Raw genomic sequence first — 15374 nt, forward strand, 5'->3', positions numbered from 1 at the left:
TCGCGCGGTGACGAGAACGGTGAGTGCGTGGGTGACTTCGGGTGACGAGTTCCTCGGGAGCGCGGGGCCGTTCGCCGTGGACGTTCCCTGGTGGTCCGAAGTGGGGCCGGTCGTCGGGTGGTTGGAGGGACTGCTCGGGGTGCCCGTGCTGGTACTGCGTCTGCTGGACGTGGCGGGGGGTGCGCACGGGCGGGACGGCCATGTGACGTACCACGTCGAGGCGTTGGAGCGTCCGGCGATCGGTCTGCTGGATCAACGACCCGTCGTAGATGGAGTGTTGGACGGTACCGAGGCGCTCAGGTCGCCGTGGGCCCGGGCTGAGGGGCTGCGCGAACTGCTCGACTGGGCGGCGGGGGAACTGGCTTCGGCGGGGCGGCCGGTGAGCGGTCCTGTCGTGCAGCGGCGTACCTGGAATCTGGCCGGGCTCTTTCGTCTGCCCACGGTGCGCGGTCCGGTCTGGCTCAAGGCGACACCGCGCTTCGCGGCGGACGAGGCCGCCGTCATCGCCGCGTTCGCGGGGGTCGATCCGGGGCTCGTCCCCACGCTCCTCGGCGTGGGTGAGCGGCGCGTCCTGATGGAGCACGTTCCCGGTGATGACTGCTGGGGGCCCTCGCCGGAGACGGTCGGTGCGGCGGTGGAACGGTTCGTCGGCGCGCAGGCCGCGGTCGCTTCCGGGGGTTCGGGTGGGTGCGGCTTCGTGGCGGGGGTGCGGGACTGGCGTGCGCCGGTTCTCGAGGTGGCGGTTCGTGATCTGCTCGACGGACCCCTCGCGGAGGAGTTGACCGAGCGGGAGGTGCGGGGAGCGCGGGAGTTGGCCGGGCGGTGGGAGCTTGTGTCGGAGTGCGGGCTGCCCGACACGCTGGTGCACGGTGACTTCCACCCCGGGAACTGGCGCAGCGACGGTGGGGCTCCTGTCGTGATGGACTTCGCCGATGCCTATTGGGGCAATCCCGTGCTCGACGGTCTGCGCGTCCAGGGCTTCCTTCCCGAGTCGGGTCGTGCGGCGGCCGCCCGGGACTGGGTGGCGGCCTGGAAGTCGCGGGTGCCCGGCAGTGACCCGGCTCGGGCGCTCGATCTCGCCGAGCCGCTGGCCCATCTCACGTACGCCGTCCGGTATCAGGAGTTCCTGGACGGCATCGAGCCTTCGGAACGGCCCTACCACCGGGGGGATCCGGCGGACGAGGTCCGGGCGGCGTTGCGTTGCGCGTCGCTAGGGTGATCCCTGCGTCGGCTGTGGGTGCGTGGGTCGGGGCCGTGCCGGTACGTCGAGCCCGTCGCCGCCGGATCAGGCGTTGCCCTGTAAGGAGACGTCTCCAGATCCGGACGTAAACGACGGGCTTGCGACGTACCGTCACGGCCCCTTCCGCGCGTTGACGGGTGCGGGCAGTGGGCTGTTCAGGCTTCGGCGGGCTCCGGGTCGGGAGTCGAGGTGGTCAGGTACTCCTCCTTGATCTCCTTCGGGCCGAAGGGCCACACCTTTTCCAGGTTCGCCCAGATGACGAAGGCGACGCATCCCAGGGCGACCCAGGCCAGGGACCACTCGATGGGGTGGCGGCCCGGGGAGTTCTTGTCGGCGTAGCCGTAGATCGTGAGCCAGCCGACAAGGGCGAGGAGGCTGGGGATCGGGTAGAGCCACATCTTGTAGGGGCGGTGGAGGGTGGGCTGGCGCTTGCGCAGGACGGAGAGGGCGACGATCTGAGCCAGGGCCTGGACGATCACCATGACGGTGGTGAGGAGTTGGATCAGGGTGGCCAGGTCGGTGTGGCGGCCGATGAGGAAGCCGATCGCCGTGATGACGCCCATGGTCGCCAGGCCCAGCATCGGGAAGCGGTGCTTGGGGTGCAGCTTGGCGTACGGGCGGAAGAAGACGCGGTCGCGGGCGGCGTCGTAGGGGACGCGCGAGCCGCCGAGGAGTCCGGTGAAGACCGAGGCGAACGCGGTGATGAGGATGAGGACCGTGACCGTGTCGGCGGCTCCCTCGCCCCAGGTCTTTTCGAGGACGGCCGACGCGACGGAGGTGGAGGCGATGTCCGTCGGATCGGTCATGCGGTGCCAGTCGATGACACCGAGCGTGCCGATCTGGAGGAGGAGGTAGATCGCCATGATGCCGAGGATGGAGAAGACGATGGAGCGGGGCAGGGTGCGGCCCGGATCCTTGATCTCGGCGCCCATGTACGCGGTGGTGTTGTAGCCCAGGTAGTCGTAGATGCCGATGGTCAGACCCGCGGCGAAGCCGATCCAGAAGTGACTGCTGGTCAGTTCGAAGGCGTGCGCCGGGTAGGTGAAGGCCAGATGGGCGCTGAAGTCGGTGGCCGCGGCGATGATCACCAGGAGGACCGAGGTGATCATGACCGCCCACATGACCGCCGTGATGCGGGCGATGTGTTCGATTCCGCGCCACAGGAGCAGCACCACGAGGGCGACGACGGCCAGGCCGATGAGGTCGCCCGTGGTCTTGCCCATGTCGGGGGCCAGGTAGCCGAGGTACTGGACGAAGCCGACCACGCCGGTGGACATGATCAGGGGGATGAAGAGCATGGCCGTCCAGACGAACAGGAACGGCATGAGGCGTCCGGAGCGGTACTGGAAGGCCTGGCGAAGATACACGTAACTGCCGCCGGAGCCGGGCATGGACGCGCCCAGTTCGGCCCAGATCAGGCCGTCCGCGAGGGCCAGCAGCGCACCCGCGACGAAGCCGATGATCGCCTGCGGGCCGCCGAACGCGGCGACCATCAGCGGGATCGTCACGAACGGGCCGATGCCGCACATCTGGCTCATGTTGATGGCGGTGGCCTGGAAGAGGCCGACGCGGCGGACGAAACCGCCGGTGGGTGGCGGGCTACCGGACATAGGGGTCTCCTGATATCGGGACGCGGGGAGGCGGGCTCCCTTTCGGCCGGCCCGGCGAGGCTGACTGGGCGATAAAGTTAAGGAGACTTACTAGATGCGTCAAGAGGGTGTCAGGCATGCGTGAGAATGGTGCGATGCCCGCCAGCGACGCCATAGCGCAGCCCGAACAGCCCTGGAACCGGCAGCGGCTGCGCAGTACCAACGAGCGGCTGCTGCTCGACCGGCTGCGCACGGGCGGCGCCGCCTCGCGGGCTCAGCTCGCGCGGGAGACGGGGCTCTCCAAGCCGACGGTCTCCAGCGCGCTCGCGGCTCTGGAGGAGGCGGGCCTGGTGCGTGAGGCGGGCACTCACGCGCCCGAGCGCGGCCGGGTGGCGGTGCTCTACGCCCCGGATCCCGCGGCCGGGTACGCGCTCGGCATCGACATCGGGCGCAGTTGGCTGCGGGTGGCGGTCGCCGATCTGGACGGCGGCGTGGTCGCACGTACCGATGTGCGCAATCGGGCGCGCAGTTCGGGTGCCATGGCCGACCTCGTCGTCTCCACCGCACGTCAGGTCGTCGCCAACTCCGGCGTGGGAGCACACGAGGTGGCGCACGCGGTGGTGGGCACGCCGGGCGTGTACGACGAGGAGCGGCGCCGGGTGCGGTACGCGATGCATCTGCCCGGGTGGGGTCGCGCGGGCCTGTTCGACCGGATGCGCGAGGAGCTGGGCATCCCGCTGGAGGTGCACAACGACGCGAACCTCGCGGCGCTCGGCGAGTACACGTACGGCGTCGGCGCGGGCAGCCGGCTGTTCACGTACATCCTGATCGGCACCGGTCTCGGCATGGGCGTGGTGAGCGAGGGCCGGCTGTTCACGGGGGCGCGCGGCGGGGCCGGGGAGATCGGGTTCCTGCCGTGGCCGGGGCTGCAGAAGCCGGAGACGCTGGAGGACGCGGTGTCGGGAGAGGCCGTCGTCGAGGCCGCGCGGCGGTTCGGCATGACCGGCCAGCTCACGGCCAAGGCCGTGTTCGACGCGGCGCGCGAGGGGGACTCCGCCGCGGTGCGGGCCGTACGACTGGAGGGTGAGCGGATCGCCTACACGGTGGCCGCGGCCGCCGCGGTGCTCGATCCCGATCTGGTGGTGCTCGGCGGCGGCGTGGGCCACAGCATCGACCTGCTGCTGCGGCCCGTGCGCGAGACCCTGCGTACGCTCACGCCCCTGCGTCCGAAGATCGTGCCGAGTCGGCTGGGCGAGGACGCGGTTCTGCTGGGCGCGGTGGCGACGGCCCTCGGGACCGCGCGGGACGTGGTGTTCGAGCGACGCTCGGCGTCCTGAGCGGGGCACTCGCCGTCGGTGATTGACACGGATTGCTCGGCCGCCTAGCTTGTGCGCCAGTTAGTAAAGGTTCCTAACTTGCAGCCCTGGCTCGCGCCCCTTTGTTCCTGGCGCGCGCCTCTTCACTCCTGCCTCGCTCATGCCTCGCAGTGCCGACATGCAGTCTCGTAGCGCGGATGCTCCCCACCCCCAAGGAGACCACCGTGTTCCATCGCCCTGCCCCAGGACGGCGTTCCGCCACGGCCGCCGTCGCCCTGGGCCTCCTGTGCACCCTCTCGACCAGCGCGTGGGGCGAGTCCCGGAGCGTCGGACCCGACGCGGCCGCACGCGTGCCGGTCACCCCGGTGCCCGCCACCGCGGGCAGCACCACCGCGCTGTCCGGGTACGCGATCCAGTCGACGGCCAAGGTCACGGACGCGGCGTCCGACGTCTCGAGCCCGGGCTATCCGGCGAGCGGCTGGTACCCCGCGGGTTCCCGCTCCACCGTCCTCGCCGCGCTGCTCGCGGACGGGAAGTACGCCGACCCGTTCTTCTCGACCAACCAGCAGAAGATCCCCAAGGCCGACTTCCAGGTCCCCTGGTGGTACCGCTCGGACTTCACGGTCGCCGACACCACCGAGCGCAGCTACCTGGACTTCAGCGGGGTGATCTCGGCGGCCGACGTCTACGTCAACGGCAAGCAGGTCGCCACCGCCGCCGATGTCACGGGCGCCTACACGCGGCACGAACTCGACATCACCTCGCTGGTGCGGTCGGGCACGAACACGGTCGCCTTCCGCATCCGGCCCAACGAGCCCAACAAGCACCTGACCATGGGCTGGTTGGACTGGCTCCAGCCCCCGCCCGACCAGAACATGGGCATCGTGCGTGACGTCCTCGTCCGCCGGGGCGGTCCGGTCGCGCTGCGCGACGCGCACGTCGTCACCGAGCTCGCCGTCCCCTCGCTCGCCTCCGCGAACCTGACGGTCAAGGCACAGGCCCGCAACGAGACGAGCGCTCCCGTCACGGCGACGGTGTCCGGCAGCATCGGCTCGGACGCCTCCTTCAGCAAAACCGTTTCCCTCGCCGCGCACGAGACGAAGACCGTCACCTTCTCCCCCGCCGACACCCCCGGCCTGCAGCTGAGCGCGCCGAAGGTGTGGTGGCCCGCGGGCATGGGCGGACAGCCGCTGTACGGCCTCGACCTGACGGCCTCCGTCGGCGGCACCGCCTCGGACACCGCGCACGAGGACTTCGGCATCCGTGAGGTGAAGGCGCCCCTCAACTCCGACGGCGCCCGGCAGTACAGCGTCAACGGCCGCAGGCTGCTCATCAAGGGCGGCGGCTGGTCCCCGGACGAGTTCCTGCGCTGGGACAGGACGTATGTCGAGGACCGGCTGAAGTACGCGCTCGACCTCGGCCTCAACACCATCCGCCTCGAAGGCCACATCGAGCCGGACGAGTTCTTCGACCTCGCCGACCGGTACGGCATCCTCACGCTGCCGGGCTGGGAATGCTGCGACAAGTGGGAGGGGAACGTCAACGGCAGCGAGGCCGGCGACAAGTGGACCGCGGCCGACTACCCCGTCGCCAAGGCGTCGATGGCCGCCGAGGCCGCCCGGCTGCGCGACCACCCGAGCGTCATCTCCTTCCTCATCGGCAGCGACTTCGCACCGGACGCGACGATCGAGAAGAACTACCTCGACGCGTTGGCCGCCGCCGACTGGCCCAACCCCGTGGTCGCCGCCGCCTCCGCCAAGTCCGCCCCGGTCAGCGGCAGTTCGGGCATGAAGATGACGGGGCCCTACGACTGGATCCCGCCGAACTACTGGTACGCCAAGCGCGAGGGCGGCGCCACCGGCTTCAACTCCGAGACCAGCGCGGGCCCCGACATCCCCACCCTCGACACCCTGCGCCGCATGATGTCCCCCGCCGAGCTGGACAGCCTGTGGAAGAGCCCGACCACCAAGCAGTACCACCGCTCACCGTCGTCGACCTTCGGCACGCTCAAGCTGTACGACGACGCGCTCGCGGGACGGTACGGAGCACCGAGCGGCCTGACCGACTACGTACGCAAGGCACAGCTCGCCCAGTACGAGAACGTACGCGCGCAGTACGAGGCGTACGGGCGCAACGCCACCGACTCCGCCAGGCCCGCGACGGGGGTCGTCTACTGGATGTTCAACAGCGGATGGACGTCGCTGCACTGGCAGTTGATGGACCGCTACCTCGACCAGGGCGGCGCCTACTTCGGGGCCAGGAAGGCGAACGAGCCGCTGCACATCCAGTACTCCTACGACACCCGTTCGATCGTCGTCGTGAACAACCGGCACGCCTCCGCGTCCGGACTCACGGCCCGGGTCACGCTCTTCAACACCGACGGCACGCAGAAGTACGACAGGACGGCGACCGGGGTGGACGTGGACGGGGACGGCGCCCACAGCACCCCCCTCACCGTGCCGTCCTCCGTGAGCGGCCTGTCGGCGACCTACCTGGCACGCCTCGTCCTCACCGACGCCGAGGGCAAGGAGGTCAGCCGCAACGTCTACTGGCTGTCCACCAAGTCCGACACCCTCGACTGGGCCAAGACCGACTGGTACTACACGCCGACGACGAGCTACGCGGACCTCAAGGGGCTCAACTCCATGGCGCGGGTGCCGGTCTCGGCGACGGCTTCGACCTCGGTCGGCGTGGACGGCGCTTCGATGACCACGGTCACGCTGCGGAACACCGGGACCGGCAGGACGCCGTCGCTGCTGACCGACGTGCACCTCGTGGACTCGGCCGGCAAGCCCGTCCTGCCCATCCAGTGGTCCGACAACCAGGTCAGCCTGTGGCCCGGCGAGTCCACGACGCTCACCGCCACCTACCGGACGGCCGATCTGCACGGTTCGGCGCCCCGGGTGCGGGTCTCGGGTTGGAACACACCGGAGACGACCGTCCCGGCGACCGACACGGAATCCAACTGACACGGAGAGTGACGATAACCCATACGCTCCGCGGCTCATTACCCGAGCAGTCATATGCCAACGGTATGTCGCTGGCGCTTACGGTCACCGCACTGGCCGCGATCCTCGCCTCGACCGTCCCGGGATCGGTGCCCGGCGGCGCGGTGCCGGTCATCTACTCCGCCGTCGTGGGCAAGGGCCGCGACCACATGTGGATCGGCGCCGTCGACGGGCTGCGTATCAATCAGTACGTCTACGACTTCGAGGCCGACGGCGTCAAGGTGCGTCGCGCCTGATTCGGCGGACGCACCGAACTCCGGTGCGCGACGGGCGGGCCCGCTCCCGGGCCCGCCCTCTCGCTTGTTCGCGCTCAGCTCACGTTGAGCGCCGTGTCGTCGAGGACGAACGACGTCTGCAGCGTGGAGCCCTCGGTGCCGGTGAACTTGACGGTGACCGTCTGCCCGGCGTAGCTGGACAGGTCGAAACTGCGCAGCGTGTAACCCGACGCGGCGTTCAGGTTCGAGTACGTGGCGAGCGTCGACAGGACCGTGCCGCTGCTGTTGAGCACCTGGGCCTTGAGGGTGTCGTAGGCCGTGCTGGTGGTCGTCTCGGCCGTGTCCACGTGGAGATAGAAGTTCAGGGTGGCCGCGCAGCCGGACGGGATGGTGACCGACTGGGAGAGCGTGTCCGTGTTGGCCGAGCCGTAGCCGTTCAGCCAGGCCTTGTAGGAGCCCGTACGGGCCGCCTCGCTGGAGCTGTTGGTGATGACACCGCTGGTCGCGGTCCAGGACGTGTTGCCGGACTCGAAGCCGGGGTTGGCGAGCAGTTGGGCGGCCGTGCAGGTACCGCCGCCCCCTCCACCGCCACCGCCGCTGCTGCTGCCGCCCGCGAGCCACTCGGTGGCGTTCAGGGCGAGGGCGGCGTTGGTGGCGCTGGTGTCGTTCCAGCCGTCGTACAGGGTGTTGCCGGACTGACCGGTGCCGTCGTCGATCGGTGAGCTGTCGCCCCAGAACGCCACTCGGCCGCTGCCGAAGGTGCTGGTGGCGAAGAAGGCGCCGGTGTTGCCCGAGTATCCGCTGCGGTAGACCAGACCCTTGACGGCGGAGTTGTCGGCCGGCTTGAGGGTGGCCGTGGTGCCGTCGGCGATCAGGCTCTTGGTGACGGTGCCGAACGAGCCGTGCAGGACGGCGTCGGTGCTGTCGCTGATGGCCGCCGGGTAGCCGGAGCTGATGTCGAGCGTGTCGATGGAGAACCCGAACGGGTCGGTGGAGTCGACGCTGTTGTTGGTCATGAGGTCGTTGAGGATCTCGACCGCGTCCTCACCGTCGCTGTTGCGGTCGGCGCCGGTGTGGTCGGAGACCATGAACAGACCGCCGCCGTTCTTCACGAACGTCATGATCGCGGTCTTCTCCGCGGTCGTGAAGAGCGTGTTGGGCTCGGGCAGCACCAGCGTGTCGAAGTTCGACAGGTCGGTGGCCGTCGAGCCGCCGTAGGCCAGGCTGGAGCCCGAAGGCAGCGTCTTCAGGCTGTAGTCGCCGGTCTTCTGCAGGGCCACGCCCCAGGAGGAGAGGGCGCCGGTCCAGTCGGTCTCCGCCGACGGCGAGGAGTCCTGGCCCAGCGGGTCGGGCTGGCTGGTGGAGATGATCCAGTCGGCGTTGCCGGCCGTCTCCGCGTGGGCGTTGTCGAACAGGATGCGGTGCGGGGTCGCGGCGGCGGCCGGAGTCGCCGCGGACGCCTGGACGGCCGCACCGGCGACGAGCAGTCCGAACACGGCCGTGGCCGTGGTGAGTCTGTGGCGGGATCGTCTGAATCCGAGCATCCTGCAAACCTCCATGAGGGGTGGGGAGAGGCGGTGCGGGCGCCAAGTCTGCGCGCGTAGAACGGTGGTTGGCCGTCTGCCGCGCGACAGATTCTTGAACGGTACATGGCAGGAACGCGACTGAACAGGAGCCCGCCGGAGCGGACGCGGGACGGCCGGAAAGCAGAACGGACTGTCTTCGCCCGCAGGGGGAACACACCTAACTGCGGGGGTCCTGGCAAAAAGGGGCGGACATGGAGATCTCAGGCATCATCAGTGCCATTCTCATCGGCATCATCATCGGCGTACTGGGCCGGCTCGTGGTCCCGGGACGCCAGCGCATCGGCATCCTGTGGACGATCCTCGTCGGCATCGTGGCCGCGTTCATCGGCTCGGGGATCGCCGCCGCGTTCGGCGTGGCGAACACGAAGGGCGTCGACTGGATCGAGTGGCTCATTCAGATCGGACTCGCGGCGGTGGGCGTCGCGGCGCTCGACCGGGTGAAGGTGCGCCGCTGACGGGACCGACGGCGGTCGGTGACGCCGTCCCTGCCCGGACGGCGTCCGGTGTCACCCGTACACGTACGGCGTTGTCGTGGTCAGGGGTTCGAAGCCCAGGCGGGCGAGGACCGGGCGGCTCTGACTGGTGGCGTCGACCTGGACGTAGCGGTAGCCGCGCTCGGCGGCGACGCGGGCACGGTGGGCGACCAGCGCACGGTAGATGCCGCGGCGGCGCCAGGAGTCGACGGTGCCGCCGCCCCAGAGGCCGGCGAAGCGGGTGCCGGGGACCAGCTCCATGCGGGCGGCGCTGACCGGGACGTCACCGGCGAGGGCCACCACCGCGACGACGTTGTCCTCGTCGCCGGTGAGCTGGGCGAGGAGTTGGTGGCGCATCCGGGTACTGTCCGTACCGAAGGCCTGTTCGTGGACGTCCGCGACGAGGTCGACGCCCGCGCGGTCGGTGACGGGCAGCAGCCGTACGCCCTCGGGCGGCTGTGCGTCGAGCGCGAGGTCGCCCAACTCGGCGATCATCAGGGTCTCCTCGGGCTGGGCGACGAACCCGGCGGCGCGCAGCCGCTTTCCCAGGCCCTCGGGCTTGTCGTGCCCGTACAGCTTCCACTCGAACTCGCGGCCGAGTTCGCCGAAGTAGCGCATCTGCTCGGCGATCGCGGCATCGGCGTTCGATTCGTCCAGGTCCGACCAGATCACCCCGTTCCAGCCGTGCTCGGTGCCGACCTGGCGCACCACCTTGTCGACGCGCTCGACCCGGGCTCCCGGGCCGTCGGGCCGCGCGCCCTCCCGCATGTCCCGGTCGAACAGGGCCAGTACCGCAACGTGATCCATGGGGTCACTCCAGCACCCCGGAGCGCATAGGGCAACGGCTCTGCACCGGGGCGGAGTCGATCGGCCCACCCCACCCCGGTGTTTCGTCCCTGGTCAGGCACGGTTCAGTTGCGGGTCCACTGCTGGTTGGATCCGCCGTTGCACGTCCAGAGGTCGATCAGGGTTCCGTTGGCCGTCGCGGCGCCCGACGCGTCCAGACACAGGCCCGAGACGTTGTTGGTGACGGTTCCGTTGGAGTTGAAGGTCCACTTCTGGTTGGTGCCGCCGTTGCAGTCCCACAGGACAACCTTGGTGCCGTTGGCGGTACCGCTGTTGTAGGCGTCGAGGCACTTGTTGCCGTAGACCACCAGTTCACTGCGCGAGGTGTAGGTGAACGTCTGGTTCTGGCCACCGCCGCAGTCCCACAGTTCGGCCTGGCTGTTGTTGGTGATCGTGCTCTTGAAGAAGTCCAGGCAGCGTCCGGACCCGGTGCCGACGACCGCCGTCCCGTTGGTGCCCGAAACGGCGCGTACGGCCACGGCGTCGATGTCGGGCGCGGTACCCAGGGCCCCGAAGGTCAGTGTGTTGGAGCCCTTCGCCAGGGACGCGAGGACGGAGACGGTCCGGTAGGTGGTCGCCGAGCCGGTGGGCGGGAAGGCCAGCGTCTGCGCGTACTGGCCGCCCACTTGAAGCGTCGCCTTGCGGTCCGCCGTACCCCCGTTGGCGTAGGTGATGTCGATCAGCTTGGTGCCCGCGGCGGACGCCGTGACTCCGGTGAAGGCCGGGGTCGTCGCGGAGGTGGTGTCCTCGTACGTCGTCCCGGACGCCTCGGTGCCGGAGACGGTGAGCAGCACGCCCTCGCCCGCGGGGACGCTGGTGGTGTAACTCGTCGCGAACGAACCAGCGTTGGACGCCGACCAGACGTTGCGTACGGCGGCGGAGGCGGTGGTCAGACCCATGTCCTGCCAGCGGGCGGTGATGTTCGCCGCGGCGGACGTACGGTTCAGCAGCAGGACCGCGCGCTTCCCGGTACCGGAGAGGATCTTGCTGTAGACCTGCAGGCCGGTGCTGTCCTCGGCGACCTTGACGCCCTGGAGGCCGCGCGGGTCCTGGTCGATCGCGACGACCTCGGAGTTGGTGAGGATCGAGGCGGTCGTCGAACTCATGGTGGCCAGGTTGTTGCCCGCGAGCAGGGGGGCGCCGGAGATCGCCCACAGGCCCATGTGGGTGCGGTTCTGGGCGGCGCTCAGGCCGTTCATGCCGACCGTCATCATGTCCGGGTCGTTGTAGTAGCCGGTGTGCTGGGCGGCGGGGTGCAGCGACTTGTCGAAGTTGGCCAGGATGCTGGCCATCGTCGGGTTGTCGGGGTAGTAGACGATGTCGGTGCTGGTGCGCCACATCGCGCCCGTGCCTGCGGCCCAGTTCCAGGGGTTGCCCGTGCCCCACTCGCACAGGGACAGCACGAGCGAGCGGCCCGTGACCGCGGTGGCGGCGGTGTTGGCGTCGCGGATCGCCTTGTACGTCGTCTCCTGGTCGAGGCCCTCGGCGTCACCGCCGCACCAGTCGATCTTCAGGAAGTCGAAGCCCCAGTTCTGGAAGGTCTCCAGGTCCTGCTGGTTGTGGCCCTCCATACCGGTGTTGGGTGCGGCGGGCGTTCCCGAGGGGGTCGGGTAGTAGTAGCCGCAGCCGTTCTTGCCCGCGTCGGTGTAGATCCCGGCCTTGAGGCCCTTGCTGTGGATGTAGTCGACGACGGCCTTCATCCCGCCCGGCCACTTGGCGGTGTCGACGGTGATGTTGCCGCTGCTGTCGCGGGTGCCCAGCCACCAGCCCTCGTCGATGTTGACGTACTTGTAGCCCGCGGCTGCCATGCCCGACGACACGAGGGCGTCGGCCTGGGCCTTGATGGTGGCGTAGTCGATGACGCTGGCGAAGGTGTTCCAGGACGCCCAGCCCATCGGGGCCGGGGCGACCCCGATCTGGTTGGTGCTGACGGCGGTCGGTTCGGCGGTGAGCGCAGTGGCGGAGCGTCCGACTCCGGCCAACCCGACGACGGCCAGCCCCAGGACGGCGCCATGAACGGCTGCGCGCTTCAAGAGGCCTCTGAGGCGCGCGGTGTGCGAATGGGGGGACATGCGGCTCTCCCTTGAGCGGTTTGTTCGCAGACTCGAACAAAAGTCAACGAGACTCGCCATATGGGAGCCGCCATTCCGCGGGCGCGTCAAGTCCCTTGCCGACAGGGCCCGTTCACGTTCGGCCACGCCGCCGGTGAACGCGTCCGCGCCCCGGAGGCCGCCCGTCGCGCCGCCGCCCGCACGCGGTACCTTCGGTTCGACCCGGCCCGACCCGGCCGGCAGAGATCTCAAGCAGCGGGATGGTCATGCGCGAGGACACGATCGTCGAGGTGGCGGCCGGAATCCATCTGGTTCACGGCAGCAACACCAACTGGGTGATCCTGACCGAGGGGGACGCCGTCACCCTGATCGACACCGGATATCCGGGCGACCGCCCGGACGTCCTCGCCTCGCTCGACGCGCTCGGCCACTCCCCCGAGGCCATCAGCGCCGTACTCATCACCCACGCGCACAACGACCATCTCGGGTCGGCCGAGTACCTGAGCAGCACCTACGGCGTCCCGGTCCATCTGCACGAGGAGGAGGTGGCGCACGCGCGCCGCGAGTTCCTCCAGCAGGTGAGCGTGGGAGAGGTGATGCGCCAGGCCTGGCGTCCCGGCGTGCTGCCCTGGGCGGTGCACGCGATCCGGTCCGGCGGCACGGCCGACGTCCGGATGACCCGGCCCGAGCCGTTCCCCGGCCAGGGGGCGCTGGATCTTCCCGGCGGTCCGGTGCCGGTGCACACCCCCGGGCACACCTCCGGACACTGTGTCTACCACCTGCCGGACGCCGGCATCGTGATCTCCGGTGACGCCCTGGTCAGCGGTCACCCCACCTCGCGGATACAGGGCCCGCAGCTGCTGCCCGACATGTTCCACGCCGAGCGCGCGAACGCCCTCGCGTCGCTGAAGCTGATCGAGGCACTCTCGGCGGACGTCCTGCTGCCCGGGCACGGCCCGGTGCACCGCGGATCCGTGAGCGAGGCGGCCCAGCGCGCCCAGGCACTCGCCAACTGACGGCCGCCGCGAGCCGGCCGACTCAAGGCCGCAGGGTTCCCAAGTGAAGGTGGATCTCGCCGGGGTCGGACAGGAACGGCAGGATGACACGGATGTTCTCGGTGGTGAGCCCGGAGTCGAGGAGTCCACGGATCCGCCGTACGCACGGGACGGCCCCGTCGCCGTACACCTCCGGCCCCGCCCACTCCGACGTGGCCACCTCCCCGCAGATGACCGTCTACCAGGACCTGTCCGGACGCCTGTCCTTCAGCGGGCTTCCCGGGCGGGGGCGCCGTAGCGGAGTCCGTCGACGAGCAGGGCGATCATGCGGGGGGTGTGGCCGTTGTCGTCTTCCTGGGCGGGCAGGGTCAGATTGCGCGTGGCGACCAGGAGGTCTTCCGGGTCGACGTCGGAGCGGATCTCGCCGGCCTTCGCCGCGGAGTCGAGGAGCGCGCCGAGGACGGGCATGAAGCGCTGCTCGAAGTAGGAGGGCAGCGTGTCGTAGGCCGGGTCCCCCGAGTGCAGGGCCGCACTGAGTCCGCGTTTCGTGGCGATGAAGCCCGCGAAGCGCTGGAGCCACTTGGCGAGCGCTTCGGCCGGTTCGTACCGCGCCGCCAGGGACGGCGCGGAGTCGGCGCAGGCATCGACTTCGTGGCGGAAGACCGCGGCGATGAGATCCGAGCGTTGCGGGAAGTGGCGGTAGAGGGTGCCGGCTCCCACGCCCGCCTTGGCGGTGATCTCCCGTACGGGCGCGTCCACTCCCGAGGTGGCGAAGACTTCCGCGGCCGCCGTGAGCAGGGCGTCGGTGCTGCGTTGCGCGTCGGCGCGCAGCCGCTTACGGGGCCGGCCCTCCGCCGCGGCGGCGTCGGCTTCCCGAGTCGATTCCTCGCTCACGATGCTTCCCCTTGCTAAGCGGAACACTGTTCCGTATCGTTCAAGCTGAACGCTGTTCCGTTTCCGCCAGCCTAACGCGCCGCGGCGGGCACCGGCCGACGCGCAAGGAGAATCATGAAGTACCGCACACTGGGCCGAACCGGCATCAAGGTCAGCCCGTACTGTCTGGGCGCGATGATGTTCGGCGCCATCGGCAACCCCGACCACGACGACTCCGTCCGGATCATCCACAAGGCGCTGGACGCGGGCATCAACTTCGTCGACACCGCGGACGCCTACTCACGCGGCGAGTCCGAGGAAATCGTGGGCAAGGCCCTCAAGGGCCGCCGGGACGACGTCGTACTCGCCACCAAGGCCCACCTCCCCATGGGGGACGACCCCAACCAGCGGGGCAACTCGCGGCGTTGGCTGGTCCGCGCGCTGGAGGACTCGCTGCGCCGGCTCGGAACCGACCACGTCGACCTGTTCCAGATCCACCGGCCCGCCCCGGACACCGACGTGGAGGAGACCCTCTCGGCCCTCACCGACCTGGTACGCGCGGGCAAGGTCCGGGCCATCGGCACCTCCTCCTTCCCCGCCTCGGACATCGTCGAGGCGCAGTGGGTCGCCGAGCGACGGGGCCTCATGCGGTTCCGCAGCGAGCAGCCGACGTACTCGATCCTCAACCGCGGCATCGAGCGCGAGGTGCTGCCCGTCTGCGAGCGCTACGGCATGGGCGCCCTGGTCTACAGCCCGCTCGCGGGCGGCCTGCTGACCGGCCGCTACCGCAAGGACCGGCAGCCCGACAGCCACCGTGCCGCCTTCGGCTTCAAGCACCTCAGCGACGAACGCCGGCTCGACGTCGTCGAACAGCTCATCCCCCTGGCCGAGAAGGCGGGGATGGCGCTGACGCACCTGGCCATGGCGTTCGCGATCGCCCACCCCGGCGTCACCTCCGCGATCATCGGACCGCGCACGATGGCCCACCTGGACGACCTCCTCGCGGGCGCGGAGACCAGTCTGACCGACGAGATCCTCGACCAGATCGACGCCATCGTGCCGCCCGGCACCGACATCGGGACGCTCGACATGGCCTACAACCCACCCGCCGTCCAGCAGACCGCCCTGCGCCGCCGCCTGCCCGACGAACGCTCCGCCGTCTGAACCGGGGCCCTGTCCGGC

At 69.8% G+C, this 15374-nt stretch carries 13 protein-coding genes; 7 read left to right on the plus strand and 6 right to left on the minus strand.

The features are described from left to right. The first annotated feature begins 7 nt into the window (after nucleotides 1-7). Complete coding sequence (locus tag AQJ27_RS35160; RefSeq protein WP_067377654.1) at nucleotides 8-1219, plus strand: aminoglycoside phosphotransferase family protein; 1212 nt, start codon at nucleotides 8-10, stop codon at nucleotides 1217-1219. A 176-nt stretch (nucleotides 1220-1395) separates the two neighbouring features. On the opposite strand, the gene AQJ27_RS35165 is transcribed toward AQJ27_RS35160, so the two are convergent. Continuing rightward, nucleotides 1396-2850: an APC family permease gene (locus AQJ27_RS35165; RefSeq protein ID WP_079065469.1), complete on the minus strand. Its 1455-nt coding sequence runs from the start codon at nucleotides 2848-2850 to the stop codon at nucleotides 1396-1398. Nucleotides 2851-2966: 116 nt separating this feature from the next. Between AQJ27_RS35165 and AQJ27_RS35170 the strand changes: the two genes are divergently transcribed. From AQJ27_RS35170 to AQJ27_RS35180, 3 genes are all read left to right on the plus strand, one after another. Continuing rightward, complete coding sequence (locus AQJ27_RS35170; RefSeq protein WP_425275250.1) at nucleotides 2967-4166, plus strand: ROK family transcriptional regulator; 1200 nt, start codon at nucleotides 2967-2969, stop codon at nucleotides 4164-4166. Nucleotides 4167-4369: 203 nt separating this feature from the next. Beyond that, complete coding sequence (locus AQJ27_RS35175) at nucleotides 4370-7114, plus strand: glycoside hydrolase family 2 protein (RefSeq protein ID WP_067377924.1); 2745 nt, start codon at nucleotides 4370-4372, stop codon at nucleotides 7112-7114. A gap of 65 nt (nucleotides 7115-7179) precedes the next feature. Next, nucleotides 7180-7389 (plus strand): hypothetical protein, encoded by a 210-nt coding sequence (locus AQJ27_RS35180; protein ID WP_067377657.1) that lies wholly within the window; start codon nucleotides 7180-7182, stop codon nucleotides 7387-7389. A 74-nt stretch (nucleotides 7390-7463) separates the two neighbouring features. Here AQJ27_RS35180 and AQJ27_RS35185 read toward each other — a convergent pair whose 3' ends face one another. Beyond that, nucleotides 7464-8912, minus strand: a complete 1449-nt coding sequence (locus AQJ27_RS35185; protein ID WP_067377661.1) for a M6 family metallopeptidase — start codon at nucleotides 8910-8912, stop codon at nucleotides 7464-7466. A 233-nt stretch (nucleotides 8913-9145) separates the two neighbouring features. On the opposite strand from AQJ27_RS35185, the gene AQJ27_RS35190 reads away from it, so the two are divergent. Beyond that, nucleotides 9146-9409, plus strand: a complete 264-nt coding sequence (locus AQJ27_RS35190) for a GlsB/YeaQ/YmgE family stress response membrane protein (protein ID WP_067377665.1) — start codon at nucleotides 9146-9148, stop codon at nucleotides 9407-9409. A 51-nt stretch (nucleotides 9410-9460) separates the two neighbouring features. Here the strand turns inward: AQJ27_RS35190 and AQJ27_RS35195 are convergent, their stop codons facing one another. Further along, nucleotides 9461-10234: a GNAT family N-acetyltransferase gene (locus AQJ27_RS35195; protein ID WP_067377668.1), complete on the minus strand. Its 774-nt coding sequence runs from the start codon at nucleotides 10232-10234 to the stop codon at nucleotides 9461-9463. Between the two features lie 104 nt (nucleotides 10235-10338). Then, nucleotides 10339-12345, minus strand: a complete 2007-nt coding sequence (locus AQJ27_RS35200; RefSeq protein ID WP_079065470.1) for a ricin-type beta-trefoil lectin domain protein — start codon at nucleotides 12343-12345, stop codon at nucleotides 10339-10341. Between the two features lie 245 nt (nucleotides 12346-12590). On the opposite strand from AQJ27_RS35200, the gene AQJ27_RS35205 reads away from it, so the two are divergent. Further along, on the plus strand, nucleotides 12591-13340 hold the full coding sequence (locus tag AQJ27_RS35205; RefSeq protein WP_067377930.1) for an MBL fold metallo-hydrolase: 750 nt from the start codon (nucleotides 12591-12593) through the stop codon (nucleotides 13338-13340). A 22-nt stretch (nucleotides 13341-13362) separates the two neighbouring features. On the opposite strand, the gene AQJ27_RS35210 is transcribed toward AQJ27_RS35205, so the two are convergent. After that, complete coding sequence (locus tag AQJ27_RS35210; RefSeq protein ID WP_341866116.1) at nucleotides 13363-13539, minus strand: MerR family transcriptional regulator; 177 nt, start codon at nucleotides 13537-13539, stop codon at nucleotides 13363-13365. A gap of 47 nt (nucleotides 13540-13586) precedes the next feature. Next, on the minus strand, nucleotides 13587-14213 hold the full coding sequence (locus AQJ27_RS35215; protein ID WP_067377671.1) for a TetR/AcrR family transcriptional regulator: 627 nt from the start codon (nucleotides 14211-14213) through the stop codon (nucleotides 13587-13589). Between the two features lie 114 nt (nucleotides 14214-14327). Here AQJ27_RS35215 and AQJ27_RS35220 point away from each other — a divergent pair, with 114 nt between their 5' ends. Continuing rightward, a complete protein-coding gene (locus AQJ27_RS35220) occupies nucleotides 14328-15356 on the plus strand; it encodes an aldo/keto reductase (protein ID WP_067377674.1) in 1029 nt (342 codons plus the stop codon). The last annotated feature ends 18 nt before the right edge of the window (nucleotides 15357-15374 follow it).

The organism is Streptomyces olivochromogenes (assembly GCF_001514115.1).
Lineage (GTDB): Bacteria > Actinomycetota > Actinomycetes > Streptomycetales > Streptomycetaceae > Streptomyces > Streptomyces olivochromogenes.

Bases quoted from the DNA above. Each gene is read 5' to 3' on its own strand.
- AQJ27_RS35165 (WP_079065469.1), bottom strand. From the start codon at position 2,850: ATGTCCGGTAGCCCGCCACCCACCGGCGGTTTCGTCCGCCGCGTCGGC.
- AQJ27_RS35170 (WP_425275250.1), top strand. From the start codon at position 2,967: ATGCGTGAGAATGGTGCGATGCCCGCCAGCGACGCCATAGCGCAGCCC.
- AQJ27_RS35180 (WP_067377657.1), top strand. From the start codon at position 7,180: ATGTCGCTGGCGCTTACGGTCACCGCACTGGCCGCGATCCTCGCCTCG.
- AQJ27_RS35185 (WP_067377661.1), bottom strand. From the start codon at position 8,912: ATGCTCGGATTCAGACGATCCCGCCACAGACTCACCACGGCCACGGCC.
- AQJ27_RS35190 (WP_067377665.1), top strand. From the start codon at position 9,146: ATGGAGATCTCAGGCATCATCAGTGCCATTCTCATCGGCATCATCATC.
- AQJ27_RS35195 (WP_067377668.1), bottom strand. From the start codon at position 10,234: ATGGATCACGTTGCGGTACTGGCCCTGTTCGACCGGGACATGCGGGAG.
- AQJ27_RS35200 (WP_079065470.1), bottom strand. From the start codon at position 12,345: ATGTCCCCCCATTCGCACACCGCGCGCCTCAGAGGCCTCTTGAAGCGC.
- AQJ27_RS35205 (WP_067377930.1), top strand. From the start codon at position 12,591: ATGCGCGAGGACACGATCGTCGAGGTGGCGGCCGGAATCCATCTGGTT.
- AQJ27_RS35220 (WP_067377674.1), top strand. From the start codon at position 14,328: ATGAAGTACCGCACACTGGGCCGAACCGGCATCAAGGTCAGCCCGTAC.